18 protein-coding genes are annotated in these 20,109 nt (G+C 42.8%); 1 reads left to right on the plus strand and 17 read right to left on the minus strand.

Going from position 1 to position 20,109, the window contains the following annotated elements; translation table 11 throughout:
- Entirely contained in the window at nucleotides 1-1,119 is a 1,119-nt protein-coding gene (locus Q0037_RS08550; RefSeq protein ID WP_297517218.1) for a DUF4105 domain-containing protein, read from the plus strand.
- On the opposite strand, the gene Q0037_RS08555 is transcribed toward Q0037_RS08550, so the two are convergent.
- From Q0037_RS08555 to Q0037_RS08635, 17 genes are all read right to left on the minus strand, one after another.
- Nucleotides 1,099-2,493, minus strand: a complete 1,395-nt coding sequence (locus Q0037_RS08555) for an exopolysaccharide biosynthesis polyprenyl glycosylphosphotransferase (RefSeq protein ID WP_297517219.1) — start codon at nucleotides 2,491-2,493, stop codon at nucleotides 1,099-1,101. The two genes, Q0037_RS08550 and Q0037_RS08555, sit on opposite strands and share 21 nt — an antisense overlap.
- Nucleotides 2,494-2,542: 49 nt before the next feature.
- Nucleotides 2,543-3,547, minus strand: a complete 1,005-nt coding sequence (locus tag Q0037_RS08560) for a glycosyltransferase family 4 protein (protein ID WP_297517220.1) — start codon at nucleotides 3,545-3,547, stop codon at nucleotides 2,543-2,545.
- Complete coding sequence (locus tag Q0037_RS08565) at nucleotides 3,513-4,886, minus strand: O-antigen ligase (protein ID WP_297517221.1); 1,374 nt, start codon at nucleotides 4,884-4,886, stop codon at nucleotides 3,513-3,515. Before Q0037_RS08565 ends, Q0037_RS08560 begins: the two co-directional genes overlap by 35 nt.
- Nucleotides 4,879-5,949 carry a glycosyltransferase family 4 protein gene (locus tag Q0037_RS08570; RefSeq protein ID WP_297517222.1) on the minus strand — a complete coding sequence of 357 codons (1,071 nt, stop codon included), beginning with the start codon at nucleotides 5,947-5,949 and terminating at the stop codon, nucleotides 4,879-4,881. The genes Q0037_RS08565 and Q0037_RS08570 overlap by 8 nt, the downstream gene beginning before the upstream one ends.
- Nucleotides 5,946-7,064: a glycosyltransferase gene (locus Q0037_RS08575; RefSeq protein WP_297517223.1), complete on the minus strand. Its 1,119-nt coding sequence runs from the start codon at nucleotides 7,062-7,064 to the stop codon at nucleotides 5,946-5,948. The genes Q0037_RS08570 and Q0037_RS08575 overlap by 4 nt, the downstream gene beginning before the upstream one ends.
- Complete coding sequence (locus tag Q0037_RS08580; RefSeq protein ID WP_297517224.1) at nucleotides 7,064-7,618, minus strand: serine acetyltransferase; 555 nt, start codon at nucleotides 7,616-7,618, stop codon at nucleotides 7,064-7,066. The genes Q0037_RS08575 and Q0037_RS08580 overlap by 1 nt, the downstream gene beginning before the upstream one ends.
- A gap of 431 nt (nucleotides 7,619-8,049) precedes the next feature.
- Nucleotides 8,050-8,994, minus strand: a complete 945-nt coding sequence (locus tag Q0037_RS08585; RefSeq protein ID WP_297517225.1) for a class I SAM-dependent methyltransferase — start codon at nucleotides 8,992-8,994, stop codon at nucleotides 8,050-8,052.
- Nucleotides 8,991-10,001: a glycosyltransferase family 2 protein gene (locus Q0037_RS08590; RefSeq protein WP_297517226.1), complete on the minus strand. Its 1,011-nt coding sequence runs from the start codon at nucleotides 9,999-10,001 to the stop codon at nucleotides 8,991-8,993. Before Q0037_RS08590 ends, Q0037_RS08585 begins: the two co-directional genes overlap by 4 nt.
- Complete coding sequence (locus Q0037_RS08595; RefSeq protein ID WP_297517227.1) at nucleotides 9,991-10,437, minus strand: GNAT family protein; 447 nt, start codon at nucleotides 10,435-10,437, stop codon at nucleotides 9,991-9,993. The genes Q0037_RS08590 and Q0037_RS08595 overlap by 11 nt, the downstream gene beginning before the upstream one ends.
- Before the next feature lie 38 nt (nucleotides 10,438-10,475).
- Nucleotides 10,476-11,222 carry a class I SAM-dependent methyltransferase gene (locus Q0037_RS08600; protein WP_297517228.1) on the minus strand — a complete coding sequence of 249 codons (747 nt, stop codon included), beginning with the start codon at nucleotides 11,220-11,222 and terminating at the stop codon, nucleotides 10,476-10,478.
- Nucleotide 11,223: 1 nt separating this feature from the next.
- Nucleotides 11,224-12,282 carry a GNAT family N-acetyltransferase gene (locus Q0037_RS08605; protein ID WP_297517229.1) on the minus strand — a complete coding sequence of 353 codons (1,059 nt, stop codon included), beginning with the start codon at nucleotides 12,280-12,282 and terminating at the stop codon, nucleotides 11,224-11,226.
- Nucleotides 12,279-13,895: a hypothetical protein gene (locus Q0037_RS08610; protein WP_297517230.1), complete on the minus strand. Its 1,617-nt coding sequence runs from the start codon at nucleotides 13,893-13,895 to the stop codon at nucleotides 12,279-12,281. The genes Q0037_RS08605 and Q0037_RS08610 overlap by 4 nt, the downstream gene beginning before the upstream one ends.
- Nucleotide 13,896: 1 nt before the next feature.
- The gene (locus tag Q0037_RS08615; RefSeq protein ID WP_297517231.1) at nucleotides 13,897-15,435 is read right to left on the minus strand and encodes a glycosyltransferase family 2 protein; all 1,539 of its coding nucleotides are present in this window, start codon (nucleotides 15,433-15,435) and stop codon (nucleotides 13,897-13,899) included.
- Nucleotides 15,436-15,525: 90 nt separating this feature from the next.
- Complete coding sequence (locus Q0037_RS08620; protein ID WP_297517232.1) at nucleotides 15,526-16,767, minus strand: glycosyltransferase family 4 protein; 1,242 nt, start codon at nucleotides 16,765-16,767, stop codon at nucleotides 15,526-15,528.
- A complete protein-coding gene (locus Q0037_RS08625; RefSeq protein ID WP_297517233.1) occupies nucleotides 16,724-17,617 on the minus strand; it encodes a hypothetical protein in 894 nt (297 codons plus the stop codon). The genes Q0037_RS08620 and Q0037_RS08625 overlap by 44 nt, the downstream gene beginning before the upstream one ends.
- Complete coding sequence (locus tag Q0037_RS08630) at nucleotides 17,617-19,044, minus strand: MBOAT family protein (protein ID WP_297517234.1); 1,428 nt, start codon at nucleotides 19,042-19,044, stop codon at nucleotides 17,617-17,619. Before Q0037_RS08630 ends, Q0037_RS08625 begins: the two co-directional genes overlap by 1 nt.
- Entirely contained in the window at nucleotides 19,026-20,108 is a 1,083-nt protein-coding gene (locus Q0037_RS08635; protein ID WP_297517235.1) for a glycosyltransferase family 4 protein, read from the minus strand. The genes Q0037_RS08630 and Q0037_RS08635 overlap by 19 nt, the downstream gene beginning before the upstream one ends.
- Between the last annotated feature and the right edge of the window lies 1 nt (nucleotide 20,109).

Here is a 20,109-nt window from a genome sequence, read left to right on the forward strand (position 1 = left end):
ATGAAAGCACTCCTCCGTTGGCTGTTTTTATGGGTTCCTCTAGCACTGCTGGGACAGACTCCCACCCTTTCCAAAGATGCAAAAATAAGTGTGCTCACCTGTGGACGCGGTTCGGAATTGTATACCACCTTCGGGCATACCGCTTTACGGGTTCAGGATACGATACAAAACCTCGATATTGTTTATAATTATGGGATGTTTGATTTTCAGACGCCCAATTTTTACCCCAAATTTGTCAAAGGCGATTTGCAATATTTTGTGGCAGCGTATGCCTTTCCTGACTTTTTGATGGAATACCAAATGAGTGAACGGGAGGTAGTTGAACAAACCTTACGATTATCTCCTGAGCAAGTCAGCACCTTATTTACTGTGCTTAACCAATCGTTGTATTCTGACGAGCGTTATTACACATATAAATTCATTGACCGGAATTGTACCACCATGGTCTATGAAAAAATCAATGCTGTATTAGGGAAACCCCTTTTGCAAAAAGTGGATGACACCTCGATTTCGTACCGAGAATTATTGTACCCCTATTTCAACAATCACTTTTATTTTCAATTGGGGATTAATATTTTGTTTGGCGCGAAAACCGATGGAGCCGCCACCCAGATGTTTTTACCTGTTGAATTAATGCACAGTCTCAACCAAGCGAAAATCAATGGAAAACCTATCGTCGTTGAAGAGAAAAAATGGGTGGAAGGAAAGCCTTTAACCGCTGTATTCTCCTTTTGGAATAGCATTTTTGTAGTTATCTTAATTTTAGGTGCCCTTGTTTTAAGTCGCCGTGCTTGGATTTATAATGCATATTGGTTTTTGACCGGTGGATTAGGAATTTTTCTGGTTTTAATAGGATTATACTCAGATCATAAAGAAGTGTTATGGAATTACAACGCCTTATTATTCAACCCTATATGTATTGTACTTCCGTTTGTCCGTTCGTTAAAAGTCTTGGTGCGATGGATGGGAGTAACATTGGTGGCTTTGGGTATCTATGCCGTACTCTTATTTAACAAACCCTATCTTTTATTGATGCTTCCTTTTGTGGTTGCCCATGTGTTGATGCTGCGGATTCGTTTGCAACAAATTCGCAAAAAATCACTGCCCGCGGTAGAATAAAATCGTACTAAAGGTTTTAATCACAATATTGATATCCAAGAAAATACTGCGATGTTTGATGTAATACAAATCGTATTGCAACTTCACCAAACTATCATCGATGGAATCGCCATAGGAATAATTAACCTGCGCCCAGCCTGTTAAACCGGGTTTAACTACATGTCGGGTTTCATAAAACGGCATGTTTTCGGCAATTTGCTGCACAAAAACAGGGCGTTCTGGACGAGGCCCAATAATCGACATATCGCCGCGGAGAATATTAATAAACTGTGGAAATTCATCCAATCGGGTTTTCCGCATGAATTTTCCAAAAGCCGTAATTCGGGTATCGTTGATGGTGGTAAAAACAGCCCCGTTAGTTTCAGCATTTTTAACCATGGTGCGGAATTTATAAATACGAAATACTTCACCGTTTTTACCAATGCGTTCTTGCGTATAAAACAACGGTCCGCGATTGCCAAAGAGATTTCCAAAAAGAATTAATGGAAAAAACACGAGCCCTAAAAGAAGTCCAATCACCGAAAAAAGCACATCAAAAATCCTAGAGAAAAGCAAATACAAATGATTTTGATTGCTTCGGCTAAAGGGGAAATACCGGTAAAAATCGCGCGAAACATATTGCACAGGAATGCGCTTTGTACTATCTTCATACACTTGAGTGTATTCGCGAATGATGATCCCGTTTTCAAGCAAATGGATCAATTGATTGTAAAGATTTACCGTAATTCCATCCGTTTTTTGAGTGGCTATTACCAATTCAGAAATTGAGGTTTTGCGCACAAAAGCTTCGAGATTTTGGGAGGGAATTCGGCGAATAGAAAAGGTTTTTGCACTATCGGCATCCGTTTCATCCGAATTTACAAAGGCAATAAATTTGTAATGCGGATCCACGCTTTCGATACCTGAAATCAATGCATCCAACTGCTCTTGGTCACAGACCAAAATCGCTTTTTTTACAAAACGATGGGACGCTAAGAAAAATACGTAAAATAACCGCCATAGCAGCAATGTGATAAAAATCGAAAGGAAGAATATAATAATTTGAATTCGATTCGACGGTAAAACAGGCGTGTAGATAGGCGTTAACAAATAAAACAAAACGGTAGTCGAGGTGGTCAAAATGATACTTCGAATCACTTGAAACTGGTTGCTCGCCACTTGCAGGTTGTACATTTCAAACACCGAGCTGAAAATATTAAGATAAACAGCCAAAACGACCGACCAAATAAAATTGTCTTTGGAAAATGTAAAATACCGGAAATCATAAAGCGAGCTGATGATGTAAAGCGCCATAAGAACTAGCAAGGTATCAAACAAGCGCAGCAATAACTTCCGTTCGGAGATTTCAAAATGTATTTTCTTGTTGCTATTCATTTAGAAGTTCCTAATTACGGGTGCAAGTTACAAATTCTGAAATGAAAGTCTACGATTTTAAAAGTTTTATCCACGCTTCTTTTACCACCGACCAATCATACTTTTCCACTTGAGCGCGCGCCTTTTCCGTCATTTGCAAGGCTTTTTCAGGATGACGATGGAGTTGCAATACCGCCTCCGTCATCGCTTGAACATCTTCGGAAGGTACCAACAGACCCGTTTCATGGGGTGTAATCAAATACGGTAGTCCGCCAACATTCGTACTCACCACGGGCAATCCTAACGCCATCGCTTCGATCACACTAACAGGTGTATTGTCGGCTCGGGTTGTATTGAGAAAAATAGAACTTGTGGTTGCCCGCTGATGCCACTCGGCTTTGGTAAGTTTTCCTGTAAAAGTAACCGAGATACCTAATTGTTTTGCTAAAGCTTCGAGTCCAGGTTGACGCTGTTGTGGATCAGGTCCAATAACGGTAAGTTTACACGGCAGATGGCGTTGCAATGCGGCACAAACTTGCAATGCCATTTCGGGATGATATAGCGACACTAACGAACGTACCCAAAGCAAATGAAGTGCACGTGTATCGCGCGGTTGGTAGGTATACTCTTGAATCGGTATCGCATTGGGAATGGCAATCGTTTGCGAAAAAAGGGGCTTAAATACCGCATACAAATACCCTGAAGGTGCTACATTGGCATAGGCATGGGCAAACACCCAACGAGAAAGTCGGGGCCATTGTTGCAGACGCCGGGGTAGATGACCTCCATGTAAAATGGGAATGTAAGGCACTTGATATAGACGACAGAGCGTGGCCGTTACCACCACATAATAAAAACTCCACGTACTATACGTGTCAATGAGTACATAATCAGAACTTCGGGCATGGCGCAACACTGAACCTACCATATCGAGAAAACGCCACAGCAAGCCTTTTTTATCGGAGGCATACCGCACCGTAAACCCTTCCCGTTCCAAATCGGGACCCAAGGATTCCATAACCGTTTGTCCACGATTATGTTTAGACAGTTTGTTCCCGATGTAGAGTAATTTCATTGGGGTCGATTAGATAAACTTTCAGTAATGATAATGCATAAATAAACGAAGGGGCAGCCGTTCGCATCGCGGCATGGTTGATGGTTAATAGCCAGAAGACTACAAAACAGAAAGCATACACGTGTTGCCTATTCCCCAAAAACAAAATGGAAGGGGTAATCACCAACAAGACCAATCCCAACAAACCGAAAAAACCATGCTCGCCCAACATGCGGGTGATTTCGTTGTGGGAGGCGATGACCTGACCTGTCTCAGCCAAGCGAATTTCGGTTCCTTTAGCCACGCCCACACCAAAAAAGGGATTATCCAAAAAAGCATTTATTTCACTTTCGGCAATTTCTTCCCGACCGGTAAATTTACTCTCCTTTTCCCTACCTAAGGCATCTTTATTGGCGTAGCGGAGGCCGATTAACCCGCCCGTTTGGACTTCGGTATAAAACCAAACTGAGGTGAGAATAACCGCCATGATTCCCCCAAAGTAAAACATCTTTATACGGCCACGTTTACTCGAATTGAAATACATAAATGCAAACAAAATCACCAGCATGGCAAATCCCGTAATCATTCCACCGCGCGAAAAAGTTACTAAACCTCGGTAGGAAATATTTAGTGCAACCACCAAATTAATCAAAAACAAGACTTTGGTTTTGGAAGCCACAAAAAGCCGCGAAAGGAACACAAACATCCCCAGTCCCAAGGCCGTCGATACTTGGTTGGGACCAAATCCACCGGACGTTTCTCCATTGGAACCTGTACCGGTTAAAACCTCTTTTAATTCGGGAGTAAACAACCATAAATAGGTAGAACAAGCCACCATAGGGAGACCTACCATGAGTAGAATATTGTTCATCTCGGGAAAGGTGAGTTTCCTATTATAACAATACAGCGATGCCATTCCCAAACAAACTGGTCCTGAGATATTAAAGGCCAATGTTTTTCGAATATTTTGGGTCGTCAAATCCAATTCTTGAGTTCCTAAAATCAGTCCCGGTACCAATAATACCAAGAAAATCCAATACGGTATCGCATTTTTGGAAAACCCACTGTAAATCATTCCGATAGACACATAAAGGATGATACCGTACTTAGAAAATTCGTGGTTGGGATTACCCTCCGTCATTCGCAGAAATACTTCACTTCCTACCAGATAAGCTGAGGCGTAGAGCACTTCATTGTTACGATTACGCGTTTTAAAAATAAAATACAAACTCACGACGAAGATGAGTATGCCGTATATTTTTGAGATAAAAAGATTGTAATAAATCAGTACCCCTAACACCGCATGCACAAGGATGAGTAAAAGATAATTCCGTTCTTTTTGTTCTAAAAACTTAAACACACGTCCAATTTTTATAGCGTTGTATTATGGCGGTAGCCGAAAAATTCTCTTTTACAGCATGATGCCAAGCGGTCCCATAAGCTTGTTGCTTTTCTTCCGAAGCCATGAGTTCTGTAAGTGCTGAGACCAATGCTGAAACATCCCCCTGAGGCACTAATACTCCAGTTTCTCCCGAGTGAATGATGAATGGAATCTCCCCTACGGCTGTAGCAACAACAGGCAAACAGAACTGTGCGGCTTCCAACAAAGAAACGGGCAACCCCTCCGAATCGGAACTCAATACCATAAGATCAGCTTGTTGAAAAATCCAATCTGTATCGGGACAGGCCCCATAGCGAAACACTACCGTTTCCAGTTGATTGTCGTGGATAAAAGTAGTTATTTTTGCGGCATATTCATCGTTAAAATCTTTCCCCACCAAATGATAGGTCCAATCGGGAAACGCTTTGCGAACTTGTAATACGGCTTCCAACAAAAGAAGCTGATTTTTTTGAGGACGCAAATTGGCGAGATTCAAAACCCTCTTTCCTGCTCTCCCTTGCAATAAAGTCACTTTTTTCTCTTGTATTGAAGGAAATGAAAAATTTGGGAAATACTGAATATTTTTACACCATAAGCGCTGTTGGGACCATGTGGCTAACTTCTGATTCACCGGAAGGATGCCCCAAAAAAACAAAGAGAAAAACCGTAAGGGATACAGCGGTCGATCCTCAGGAAACTCACTCAAACCATAGTGGTCATGCCAAATAATCTGCAATCGTGGCAAGGTAAATTTTAACAAAACAGCCAAAAAAAACGAACTGGAATGCGCGTGAATCCATTCGATTTTATGGCGTTTGCAAAAGGCTCTCACGCGAAAAAGAGCTGCCATATCAATCGTTCCTTTTTTCTGTACAAAAAGATAAGGAACTTCAGGATGCAATTCGGCACGCAAAGGCCCCTCTTTTCGGGTTACTGCCAACGCCACAAAATCGCCTGTTTGGTGCAAAGCATTGGCATAATTCACCGCCATGCGTTCGGCACCTCCCGTTTCTAATGTATCGATTAACTGCAATATCCTCATGGTTGCATCAGTTTACGAATAGCCAATTCAAAAGCGTCCAACGTATATTGCCGTGACCATTCCATCGCTTGTTGCGCTTGTTGACGCAAAGCATTCGAATCGTTACACAACTGCTGAATACGGGCACAATCTCGGTCCATGTCTAAGGTCAATAGGAGTCCTCTTCGCCCTTCATCCAGCATTTGAGGCACGCACGAAACAGAGGTAGCCCAAGGAATAGCGCCCCAAAACATCCCCTCAGCCACCGCTTTGGGCCAACCTTCACTTTGCGAGGGCAGACACACAAAATGAGCCTCACAAAGGGCTTGTTGAATTACCTCACGGGGTTGATTGCCATGCAATACGATCCACTCCGACAAATGCTGCTCCTGAATGAACTGCGTTATGCGAGCCTGTTCAGCCCCATGCCCATATAGTGCCAAGGTGATTGGAATCCCTTGTTGTCGTATTTTTGCCACCAACTGCACCACATACATCGGACGTTTGTTGGCACCGAGTGTTCCTACAAAAACAACATGCCACGGACGACGGTCCCATCGATCAGGAACGGGGTGAATTTCGGAGGCATAATAACTTGCCGTGAAAAACGGTTTGATTCTTTTCGTACTGTTTTCCCATTCGCCATATACTAAGACCTGCATATTTTTAGTTAGGAAGGTGTTTCTCAAAATCCATTTTTGCACTCGATAACTGATTGGCTGTTTGGCTTTTAAATCCCAATTGCCGGCGTATTTAGCAGTTTTGGTTTTGTGCGGAAAAAAGATTTGTAACATACATCCCATCAAACCAATATTACCTGGACAACGCAAATGAATATGATCGGCCCAAAGCATTGACTTAAAAATCAAATAGCAATTAAAAAAAGAATACAGTAATGCTTGGAGCGTATTTTTTACTGTTTTTACATTGAAATCTTTAACTTCATATATTTTGGTCAAAGGGAAGGAAATCTTAGAAATCAACAAGCCGTTGTCTTGTTTCCAAATCGGACAAGTGAAAGCGATTTCATCAGCATATTTGGCCCAAATAACTAATTCTTTGGCATATGGACCATAGGCAAAATAATCATTATCTTTTTTAATGAATGGCGCGGATGAAATAACTAACAGCTTCATTAAATGTATCCTTTTGAGCTTTTATTCGAAACTAAAATGGCCGGTACACCCACCACAACTCCATTTTCCGGAACGTCGCTGCTGACTAAAGAACAGGCACCAATAAGCGAGTTGTCACTTATACTGATTTTCCCGGCGATTACCGCATTGGCGCCAATGTAAACGTTATTGCCAATAATTGGCACACCTCTTTTGACACCCAAACCAGAAACACCAATAGTTACCCCTTGTGAAATATTACAATTATTGCCTATTATGGTGTTAGAATTTAAAATGATGCCGCCAAAATGGGCCATGTAAAATGAATGACCAATTTGCGCAGAAGCCGGAATGGATATACCGGTCATGATTTCAACGCCTTTTTGCCAAACATACATCGGAAGCATGACCAGCATTCTGAAAGGCTGGATCCTAACTTTTTGGTGAAAAAAATGAGCTATTCTGTATTGAAACAGCGCCCAAAATCCCTGAGTAAGAAATAAAATAACAAAGCCATTGGCTCCATACTTTTTGTATTTACGGTAATCTGAACGAATTAGGCTGAATAGTGTCATAGTATAGTAATTTCGGTATATTCAAAAAAAACTGAACCAACCGATAAATCGGCCTAACGATTCGGTCAAAGCTTCTTGTTTTTTTGCCGGTGGTAAATATATTGCTAAATCTGATGAATGTCAACAATAACTCAATCGCATTCCATTTTAATCGTAATGTGAACAAAGGATTTAGACAATTCACTCACCATACTTAAAAGCTGTTTCTAACCCCGTTTTACGCTATTGGTATTGATTAGGTCTACTAGATTGATCGCAAAAATGACCAAGTTACGCATTCGTATTCCCATCCAATTTATTTGTTTTGCACAATCTATAGGCAACATCAGCGACTTCACACAAACCATAATCTTCAAAATAAGCTGAAGATTGAAACGATGTAAATACAGCGGTTTAAAAAAGAAAAAAGAATCTCTATTTTCTTGGAATCATTAGGGCGTTAAAGCATAATATTCTTCCAATAATGTAGCCCCTTTTCGCACTTCACCATCTCTTAAAAAAGTAAATGCATATCCCTTGGGGAAAGATACCGAACGTTGGTGTAGGGTAAAACGATCGAGGTATTTTAGCCATCCAAACATAAACCGTGAAAGGAAAAGTGCCCCACGACGGTAATGCTTTTGTGCCGATAAATTCATCAAATAATTGCCTAACGTAACCCCAACCATTGCGGCATTACTCTCGGTTATCGATACTTTTTCAATACTACATTGTTCAAACAAAACGCGTAATCCTGTGAACGTAAACCGGAAAAAATCATAAGGCTGCCCATGATAAGGATAATTTTGAGGGACTTCCATTTGAATACGACCACCAATTTTGGTCACGCGCTGCACTTCTTGAGCCACTTTCCAGGGATTGATGGTATGTTCTAATACCTGGGCCGCAAACACCAAATCAAAAAATGCATTTGGAAAAGGAATCTCGTGTGCATCAATGACACAATCGGCACCCAGTCCTAGGTGTACATCACTGCAAATGACCTCACAAGCATGAAATAGATTTTTATAATAAGTTACCTTATCCCCTGAACCGATTACGAGTACGCGACCGCCTTGTGCATTAACAGTTTGGGCCAATTCGCGGTAACGCTTTTCGATGTGAAAATCTTTGGCCAAAGAAGGGAGCACTCGTTTGCGGAGATAATTCTTGATCGAACCTTGGGTGTCAATAAAAGTTGCTTCTTGCGTGGTTGCTTCATTTTGTAAAACACCTTCGATGGTAAATAAGGAATCTTCCGAGAGTAAAATAGGCCGCCCTTGCATCATCGGTATGCTATGACCATCTGCAAAACGAATCCTATCGGTATCAACAGCGGTAACAGAAGCTTTCGTTTTGGGGTGAATAAGGGATTGAAGTATAGCGTCAGCGATCATGAATGTTCAATTTTGGGTTGATGGACGATAAGGCTAAGCCATCCCGAAAGCCGACCTAACGTTTCTCTAAGGCAGTCCATGCGATTAGCAGCGGTAAAGATATTACTAAATCGAATGGCAATCAATACGGCGGTGATGAGATTCCATTTCACACGGTTGCGCCATCCGGGTTGTGGAGCATAGACGCGCCACACATACCAACCATTTCGCACAACCATGCGTCCGTATTTATAAGCATTGGGACGACCCGAAAAATCGTGGTAGTGACTTAATCGTGCCGCTGTATTAACATACAAAGGCCCCAACTTTGAAAGACGTGAGGTAAAATCGGCATCTTCATAGAGCCCGTAGCCTTCAAAATAATGTGAAAATTGTAGACGATCAAAAACCGATTTCCGAAATGAAGAAACACCCCCCATGAATTGTTGCACGGGATAAATTTTCCCACTTGGCGGTAAAAATCCCACACTGCGTCCATGGGAAAACATCGGAATAAAGCCTGGAGGCACATCAGCATCCAATCCTAGTCGGCGACGAGTTTTATTCCGCAAAGGTTCATTTCGCTTCCAACCATCAAAGGCAAACCAAGAATTACTGTGGGTTTCATTGGCTTGCATCGGAACCCATTGCGTTTCATTGGTAATATAGCCTCCCACACCCAACGCTTCGGGATACACCGCATACGTTTGCAACAAGGCCTCAAAATAGTTGGGTTCTAGTAATACATCGTCATCCAAAAAACAAACAATATCGGTTTGGGGCTCCACGCGCTGAATCCCAAAATTGCGTTGTTTGGTCAAACCGCGTTGCGCTGGCGTCACTCGAAAATAAACCAGATTGGCAATCGAATTCGCTTGCAACATGACTTCCGTTTGATCGTCGGGCGAACCGTCAATGATGAGAATGGCATCGGGATACTGCGTTTGCGCACGTACGGTTTGTAGTAGGCGATGCAAACTTTCAGCGCGTTTGTAGGTGCAAATGATTAAGGTAACCTTAAGCGCCATAATGGACTTCTTGATTGAGGTAAAAAAATAAAAATCGCTTGGTTTTTACTGTGGCATACAAGGTAAAACCTGCTTTTTCAATTCCTTTTATAGAAGGAATATTTTGAATATCTACAATCACAAAAACCTCAGGTACTTGTTCTTCCACCAAAAGTTTGTTGGTGATTAAATTAAGCATGGCGGGGTAAATCCCGTGTCCGCGATAATCGTTGTGCGTAAAACAATTACCAATGGTAGGCCCTTGCTTATCAATGATTCCTAAAAAGTGAAGACGTTTGTAAACGGTACTCTCGTGAATCGTGCAACCGTCTTTTTCAATTCGGTAGGTGGTTTGGTTGGGTTTGTTGTGCTCAACAGTATACGAATATTCAGGTTCAAGCAAATCCACTACATAAGGCGTATCGCATTGATACACATACATGTGGATGGTTTTCATTTTAAAATATTTAAAAATACTCATGCCTGCTGAATCGGTTACTTCGTTGCAATAAAGATTAAATTATTATAGCCTTTCAATCGGTTGTAGGGAACACCCATTTCTTTGTACAGCTCTGAAAGCGATTTGATTTCTATTTTTTTAAAACCATTATCATTCAAATGATCATACAAACCCTCTTTAGAAAAATAATAGCCTTTTACATTAAACCCATAAAATCCTGTATTCCGATTGCCTACCTCATTGCGAAGGAACGGTTTAAACAATCGGCGCAACCAGAAATAAAAGGTTTTCTGAGGAGTACCCACTTGATTGTGAACAACACCGATTAAACAACCGTTGGGTTTTAAAATGCGATACACCATTTGAAAAAGGGTATACCGTTCTTTTTGAGTAGCCACAAAGGTAAGAATACAACTCATTAAGGTTACCAAATCATAGGTTGCCTCGGGAGCCGTGTATGTTACCGCATCTTGAACACCCAGCGTCACTTTATCGGAGAAACCCCAACGTTGGATATTTTCTTTCCCTTTGGCAATCATATTTTCAGAAATATCTGTAGCATAGATTTTCTGAATATCCATAAATTCCAAAAGTCCTTTTACCTCACGCGCTGTTCCACATCCAAACACTTTCGCTTGTTGAATGGAAACTTGTTGCTCTTGAAAATAAGCTACTGCTTTATCATACAAATACGCTTCATAATTGGCCGTATTTTCTACCGTCTTATCCTGAGAATAAATTACGTCTTCACGCTCCCAGAATTCCTTATTTTCAATCTTCATTTTATCGTTTAATCCGTTTTAAGAGTTGTGCAATGTGTCCTTTATAGGGTTTTATCCAAGTGTCAAAGTAACGAAAAATTTTAAAGCGAACCGGTTTCAGTACCCGGTAATAGGTTCCTTCCTGAAAATAATAAGGAACTGTACCGAAACTTCCTTTAAACGCCTTAACGCCTTCTGAGCCCCCTAGTGAAATATTGTAACCATCCATCCCTGCTTGAAGCGCCATTTCTATCGCTTTCATTTGAAGGTAATGGCCCGTATGTCGCGTGGGTTTTTCTTTCTTAGTGCCGCCCATAACGTAGGTGTAATACTGTCCCGCTTTCAAAAACAAGCCAGCTCCTTTCAGTTGCCCGTCCGATGTGGTGGTCAATAGTTTTAATCGCCCTTTACCAATCAAGGTCAACAGCGTGGGACCGATATCCGACCACGATCGAATTTGATACCCATTTTCGTCGGCATTTTCCTGACATAAAGCGTAGGCTTGAGCCACTTCATCAGGAGTGAGGGCAAAGGAGAGTTGTTCGTTTTTCCGCATACCGCTCCGAACGTCCCGGCGAAAAGAGGCCGAAGGAAAGGATTCAATCAAACCCTCAATGGTGTTTTGACCCGTGAGGTCCACCCAATTAAATCCGGGACTGGAGTATACGTATTTGAAGGCATTTCCCAATTGAAATCCCTGGGGAATGTAATCTTCATTCAATCGATACATGGGGCGACAGGATTGGCTTCCCATCGGAATGGTAACCTGAATCATGCAGGCACCCACTGCTTGAGCGCGATTCAAAGCCGCATCCAAACAGACTTGAATCACTTCGGGCGCTGTACCAATCGGTCCGTATGGGATAATGTAAAACCGAAAACCCAATACTTTGGCAATAACAGCACCGAAACCGCCCTGAATTCCCTCTGCCGTTTGATACACCCCAATTTCCGTTTGAAATCCGTAGTTTCGGTAGGTATGCAACCAATCGGAATACAACAAATGAGACGCTTGCGGATGCTGCTCTACAAAGGCATCCCAAACCTCAAATTCAGTCGTAGTGGTTAGAAATTGTATCATGATGTCGTTGTGCGATAGTTTAATTGACCGTTTCTTAATACAATAATATTGCCCGAAGCATCGCAGGTAAGTACCGTTTTTGTAAATCCTTTGACATAGGCCATCCATTCGTCAAGGGTTGGATTCCATACTACTTGCTCGCGGATTTTCTCCCCCAAATACTCAAAATTGGCACGCACCTTTGGTTGCACCGTTTGGTCATTCAACAAGACACGACCGCTATGGTAGGCCAAAGGAACCGAAAAATACGTATGGGCAATAAATACGCCACTATCTGCAATCAAATCGTCAATATTCGTGGGACATAAAGCGCGTTCAAAATCGACCATTTCGACAGTTTGAAAAATAGCAACGGGATGGGTATCAATGGCATATTCAAAAAAGAGGGTTTGGTATCGGGCCAACGGAAACGATTCGCAGCCACGGGAACCCCAGCCGAAAACCACTTTTGAAAGGGGACCCGCTAAGTGTATCATTTTGTTGAAAAACTCTAGGAACTGCCGCCATTGCCCACGGAATACTACCGCTTTAAATTGTGAAGCCAACGATTTATACTGACGAATCAAGGACTCTTGGGCATAATAATGAAATAAAATGGCTTTAAGGAGTAAAGAAAGTCGGGTGACTATACCCAAGGTTCGATTACCTTTATGGTATGCCTTTAACGTAAAATGCTGTGGGTTAAGTTGATTCAACACACCTTTCGTGGCGGTACCGCAATCAACATAATTCCAAAGATTAACTATGTTTTTGTTGGATAAATGTTGTCCCATCCAAGCACCACTTTTTCCTTCATTGGCATACAACGATACATTATACGGTTGGTACCCGTGGTCAATCCAAGTGGACATAGGTATAGGAGGAATGATTGTTTCAAATTCTTGAAATGCTGCTTCCTTGTCACGAATGGATTGGGTCAACGAATGGTAGGCTAGTTCATGTCCATCGTTTGCCCAAGCCTGCAATAACATCGCTTCCCTTTCCCAAGAAGCATTGTCAACCCGTTTAGAAAAATGGTGTAAAAACATCCCTTTGGTTACTCGAATACCACATTCTCGCAGTAATTTACGTTGGGATTCCAAATTTTCAGGGGTATCAAAATCACAGTGGTCAGTAAAACAAGCGGTCGCAGCAAACGGTATAGGCGCCCTACTCCACGACACATATTGGGCACAAAAAAGCAATCCCGGCAACGCAGGTAATGGCGCAAAGCCTGCCACCGATTCCAATTGCCGCTCGTGATGTATTCCGGTGTAACGAGTAAGTACCTGACTCTTTTCGGGATAAAACCACCACCGCAAACGATTAGGATAGCGCGCATACAATTCCCAATGGCCGCCTTGAATAGTGGCTTGAATCAATTGCCCATTGGCTAATCGGACCACTTTGGGGACCATCAAACCGCAAAATACGGGTTGTTTGTTGGGTAAAACCTCCCAATGGTAGCCGTGATTTTGAAAAGCGGTAATGGGAGCATCAAAGACAAACTCCAACAAACAGGGTTCGGAAAAATCGGTCACAGCAAAAGTTTCAGGCTGCCATTGCAACCCGTGAAACGCGGTATCCAATTTCCGACGAATGCCTTGTTTTTCCCAATGAACCGAGACGATCATATCATTGTGTTCGTTTGCCTAAAGCCATTAATTTTTTAGCATAAAAAACCGATTTTCGGTATTGCAAAATACGTAAAGGAAGTCGGAAAATCCGCATTGGCAATGTCAACGGTTTCCCTTTAAAAAGATAAAAAATAAAATATTTCACCCCGTATTCTTTTCGTTGTTCGACGGTAAAATGCTTGTGTAATTGGTACATGATAGTAGGACTAGGAACAGGACGAATCGTTTTTACAGGTGTATCCAATTCCCAGGGTTGGGCTTTGCGTTTTTTGCCCATCAACTTCGCCTGACTACCCCAAAAGCGATACCCTCCCATAGGGGGTTTTAAATGCAAATTGGTCGAAAAAGGGTTGAACAACACATCGACACCAATTTTTGTTAGGGACAATCCAAAATCACTGTCCTCGCCATAACCGCCATCGTAGTTGATGTCATTCCCCACAAGGGTTTGCACATGCTCACGTCGTACACAAGAATTGGCGTTATTGAATGTCGCCGCACAACCTACTAACCAACGTTGTGCTTTATAATGTTGCAATTTATAGGCTAAATCGGTCAGGTCCTGTTGCTGGTGGTCGGCACGAATATCCAATCCATTGGTGGCTCCTGCGCGGTACGTTTGCAACAAGCGAATATGATTTTCGACAAAATCAGGAGGGATACGGATATCGTCATCCCCAAAAATGATAAAGTCCCCTGTACACAACCCAATGGCTTCATTGCGAGCCCGACAGCTTCCTTTGGTCGTTTGCCAACGAAAAATCACCTCAAAGGGGTAATCCTCAGGACGGTATAAGGAAGCATCCCTTGCATTTTCGGGGGTAGCATCGACCACAACCACTTGGGACGGAAGATAGGTTTGCCGCTTTAAGTCACCCAACAAATTCAGCGTAAAATCTTGACGCATCATCGTGGGAATAATATAACTCACCGTGGGATTTCCTTGAACGGGTTCCAAAGGCTTGGGTGGAATGACTGGAAAGTCTTTCTTTTGATGAAGACGGGATTTCGCTTTGGCCATAGCCCACCACTCTAAAGGATTCCAACAGCCTTTTCGAAACGCCATATACAGCGCATGTGAGGATTTAAAATTACGACGGTAAAAATCGTAACGGTCTTGACGACTTATTTTTGGTGCAGCTTGTGGCGTAGCCGAGAAAAGTCCTTGCACATACATCGGAATCGCTCCTTGATAACGTAACGCATTGAATCCGAAATCGAACGCCGCCATCACCGGATTGGTGTACGTGGTATCGAATCCTTGCAAAGCATCCCAAACCGACTTCCGTACCACAAAAGCCTCTGGATTGATACGCCAACTCACACATTGGTCCAAATCATCAAAATCACTAACAAACCAAAAGAAAACAACGGCTTGATAGACAATATCGGAAAAAGCATTCTTAAATCCTTGATCCAAAGACGAATGCCAAAGATCACCATAGCCTTCTGCCAACGCCTCCAACTTAGTCGTATCGGGTTGACCCAAGTAATACAGCGTTTCTCCTTTGGAAGTCGTATAGGTTTGAAAATTCATACTGCAAAAATCGTTCAAATTCCCGCAAATGTAAGCAATTCTAACGGGTTAGCTTGTACGATTTTACACCGAAATACGGAAAATAGTGTTCTATTTTTTGGCTTGAATTTGCGCCTGGTAATAGGCTTCATGTTGGGCCGCTATGGCATTCAGTTGAAACGTTTGACGCACCTTTTCTTGGGCGGCTTTCCCCATATTTACAGCCTTTTCTGGGTGTTGAAGTAGGGCTAAAATGCGTTGGGCAAAAGTTACATGATCCCGCGGATCGACCAAAAAGCCATCTTCACCATCGGTGATAATCTCGGGTGCCCAACCAATATTGGAGGCCACCACGGCTTTCCCCATCGCCATGGCTTCAATCCAGGAAACGGGAAGTGCTTCTGCAAAAGAAGGAAATACACACACCGCCGCCTCGTCCAAATAGCCTTGCACGGCTTCGTAGGGAACCGCCCCTACATACTGCACATTTTGGAACGCATCGGGGTGAAAAAGCGGCTGCATCAAATCCCAAGTAGGCTGCCAGTGGGTACTGATGTCTAAGGCATTGGTGCCCACCAACACCAACTTTACCTCGGGGTCGTTTTGGAAAATGGCATTAAAAATATGCGGCAATTCCATCATCCCTTTTTTGCGAATTAAAGTCCCGATATACACTATGGTTTTGGTTGTAGTGGCTTGGGGTACACGGGTAAACTGTTGGGTATCCAACCCGTTGTGAAGTACGGAATACGATCTTTTCAAGCCAAACAACGCATTGGTGGTTCGCCCTGTAAAATCACTTACAGCAATGATACCATCGGCTTTGCGTAGGGCACGTCCTTCCAAAAACCGATTCTTAAATTTCACCTTTCGGTTTTCCAAATGGCAAAAGTAGGTGTCGCTACCGTGCAACTTGATAATGACGGGACATTTTTTAGGTTGAACAAATGCCGAAAAGCCTGTCCATTCAGGTACTTCGACGATATCCATTTTTCCTTCGGAATGCAACTTATTGATTAGGGCTTCCACCTTTTTTTGAGAAAAATACAAGGAAAGTCCGCGCACAACCACATTTTTGACCATGTATACTGTGATACCCTCTGTTTCAAAAACAGCATCCTCTTTTTGCGCATACAAAATGACCGTAGCTTGGTGCCCTCTGGCGATAAGCCCTTTGGCAAGGTTGTAAATACTGGTTCCAATGCCGCCAGAAGACCCTATACGGGGGTGCGGAAATTCCATAGCAATAAAACCAATATGCATCATGCAAGGGTTGACATTAGAAAATGAATCGCGCCAAATATAGCCATTATTTTTGGAAGCACCCTTCGTTAATCGCCTTGATAACGCCATCCGTAGCCGCTTGACGACCGCGGTAATTCACGTGAATGGCATCGTAATAATACTTCGCCTCAGTAAGGTATTGCGAATGATTAAGGAAACGGTATTTCGGATGTTGCATCACGACTTGCGTATGGTATTGCGGCGCTTGATAGACAATCAAACGGGTTTGATGCTGTGCACATAAATCGGCGATACGTTGTATAAACGGATTCTTCCACGAAAGAGTAACGGTTTTAAAAGGGACATTTTTGGAAATCCCTTCGCCCGGATAAGCATAATCGCCATGAGCATCAAAACGATTCTTTCGTTGGGGTTGCACCATTCCCAATAGCGAGGGAACAATCAATTCGGTATTGTAATAAGCCACCCCAATGGCGGGAACATATTGCGAAATCGTAAGGGGCTTGAAAAACCCAGATTCCAATTCGGCGTAATAGTCGTGGACATAGGGTTCATTGACAAATGGCAAAAACCGATAATCATTATTGTTCAACAGGGGCTGCGCATTGTCGGCATCCCAATAACTTACGGCCAAAATACAATTCTTCGCCGTTTTTCCTTGGGCAAAAAAATGCTGCAACATCAAGTAATTAGAACTTAACGAGGTGTCGTCGATACTTAGGTTAAAACCCTGTAAGCCTGTCAGACTGTCAATGCGTTGGGTGTTTAAGGTGGTCAATCCGATACTGGAGCCGATGACCACATAATCCAAACTTTTGGGCGCGTAATGCGAAGCCACATACGACGGCTTGTAAAACGAGGATTTTCGCAAACCATACAGCACTGCTATTGCCAAAACGTTGACCAGCAAAAATGCCCCAAGACCATACAGCGCTATTTTCTTTAAAAACTTGTGCATCAGAATTGAAAATAGATGAAACTCATTTGATTGCGATACGTACCCATAGCAAACAACATGACGATTACCCAAAGGGTCCATCGCGGAGAAAATACGGGTTGACTTTGTTTTTTAAACACCCAATACCCTTCTTGAACTAGCAGGTAAACTAGGGCTAAAACGGTAATTCCGGTGAGTAAGGTATACTTGGCATTTTTGAAGAAAAAGTCAACATCAAAAGGAAACAAATGCGTCATTTGTGTGAGATACTGCACCGCCTCGGTGAGCGAATCGGCGCGAAAGAAAACCCAAGCGATACTTACCAACACGAAAGTAGTCAGCATGCGAAATCCATCCGACCAACGATAACCCGTTTGGTGTACCGAATTTCGGTTTCGTTGCATGAGCAACAAAGGAATAAACAAGAAAGCATGTAGCAATCCCCACACGATGAATGTCCAATTGGCGCCATGCCAAAAACCGCTGAGCAAAAAAATCACCATTACATTGCGCAACTGCTGCATACGAGTACCTTGGCTACCGCCCAACGGAATATACACATAGTCGCGAAACCAAGAGGACAATGAAATATGCCATTTGCGCCAAAAATCAGCGATATCGGTGGCGAAATAGGGAAAGTTGAAATTTTTAAGCAACTGAATTCCAAATAATTTTGAGGTCCCTAACGCAATATCCGAATAGCCGCTGAAGTCGCCGTAAATCTGAAAGGAGAATAAAAACATGCCCCCCAGCAATTCCCATGCTGACAATGAACCGCTGTTTTTAAATATTTCATCCACAAAAAAAGCGCAATTGTCGGCCACAACTACTTTTTTAAACAAACCCCAAACGATTTGTTGCACTCCTTCAACCGCCAAGGGATAGGAGAATTGACGTTTGACCTTTATTTGAGGAAGCAAATGGGTAGCACGTTCTATCGGACCCGCCACTAAAAGCGGAAAATAGGTTACAAATAGCGCGTAAGTAATGGGATTTCGTTCGGGTTCGATGCGATTTTTGTAAATATCAATCACATACGAAAGACCGTGAAAAGTATAAAAGGAAATCCCCACGGGAAGCACCAACGATAGGGTCACTACATCGACCTCTAGTCCCAACTGCCCCATCAAGGCTTGAAACGAAGTCGCAAAAAAGTCATAGTATTTAAAGGCTCCTAAAAAGCTGATGTTGACGCCGATACTCAGCCAAAACCAAAAGGACTTGGCCTGCTGTGTTCGGGCTTGGTGCATGCGCAATCCGGTATAATAATCGAGTACCGTAGAAAACAAGAGCAAGAACAAAAACCGCCAATCCCAACACGCATAAAAAAAGTAGCTGGCCGCCAATAAAAAGGCATTTTGTATCGACAATGCCTTACGAGATAAGCGCCAATACACCCCAAACACAAGAGGTAAAAAGAGTAAAAAGCCTATGGAGTTGAAGAGCATTCGCGCACGATATTTAAATAATTTTCAACCATGTGAACCAACGTATATTGCCGTACTTCAGGGCAACGATGCAAGCCATTTTGAAGCATGGTCGGATTCAAAAGTAGCGTTTTTAGGTGATGCGACAATTCATCAACAGCCCCTTCCTCAAATAAAAGTCCGTTGACCCCGTGTTGCACCAATCCCAACACATTGCCTTGGTGTCGAGTCGTGATCACGGGCAGGTTGGCCATCAGGGCTTCGACAACAGCATAGCAATAGGTTTCGCCATGTGAAGGATGGAGAAGTGCGTCAAATTCGTGGTACCGCTGCTGTAACGTAGGTACACTTCCTTCAAAATGAATGACCGACTCCAACTGATGTTCGGCGACTTGTTGTTGCAACGCCGCGGCGGCAGGTCCTTCCCCAAAAATTGAGATTTTAAAATGAGGCAAAGCGGTACGATCCAATTGGGCTACCGCTGCAATAAGATCGTGAATGCCTTTTTCGGGGCGCAAATGAGAGGCCGTTAAAAAATGATAGCGGGGCGTAAAATCGGTTTTTTGAATCAAGCTAGCATCGGCAATTCCATTGGGAATGACGCGAATTTTAGGTTGAGGGATCGAACCGAAATCAGTGATAAGATCACTTTTCATCGCCTCGGAAACCGCAATAAATAGATCGATAGCGGCTTGATAGCGCCACCCTTTGATGCGTTTTTCAAGGCGCTTTTTCCAAGAATAACCTCCTGCAGGACGCGGATTATGGTCAACGGCAACAATACGGGCTTGCGACAATTGACGAACTTGTGCATAAAAAGGCGTGCAGAGTTCGAGAAAATGGGTAAAAATAACCTGATAGTTTTTCTGGGGCAAGTGCGCTAAAAATACGGTTTCCAAGGCATCGGGTTCGGCTGCAACTATGGAAAACGAGCCATAGTCTAAATGGGTAGCGCAATTGGGAAAATACCAATCGACAGCGATACCGGCAGCCAAACAATGTTGGTTGAATTGCATAAAAAAGTGATCCATCCCTCCTACCCGTTCGGGCATCAAACGATAGTTACACACAAGGGCGATATGCATG

This window comes from Flavobacterium sp. (assembly GCF_027482425.1).
GTDB lineage: Bacteria > Bacteroidota > Bacteroidia > Flavobacteriales > Flavobacteriaceae > Flavobacterium.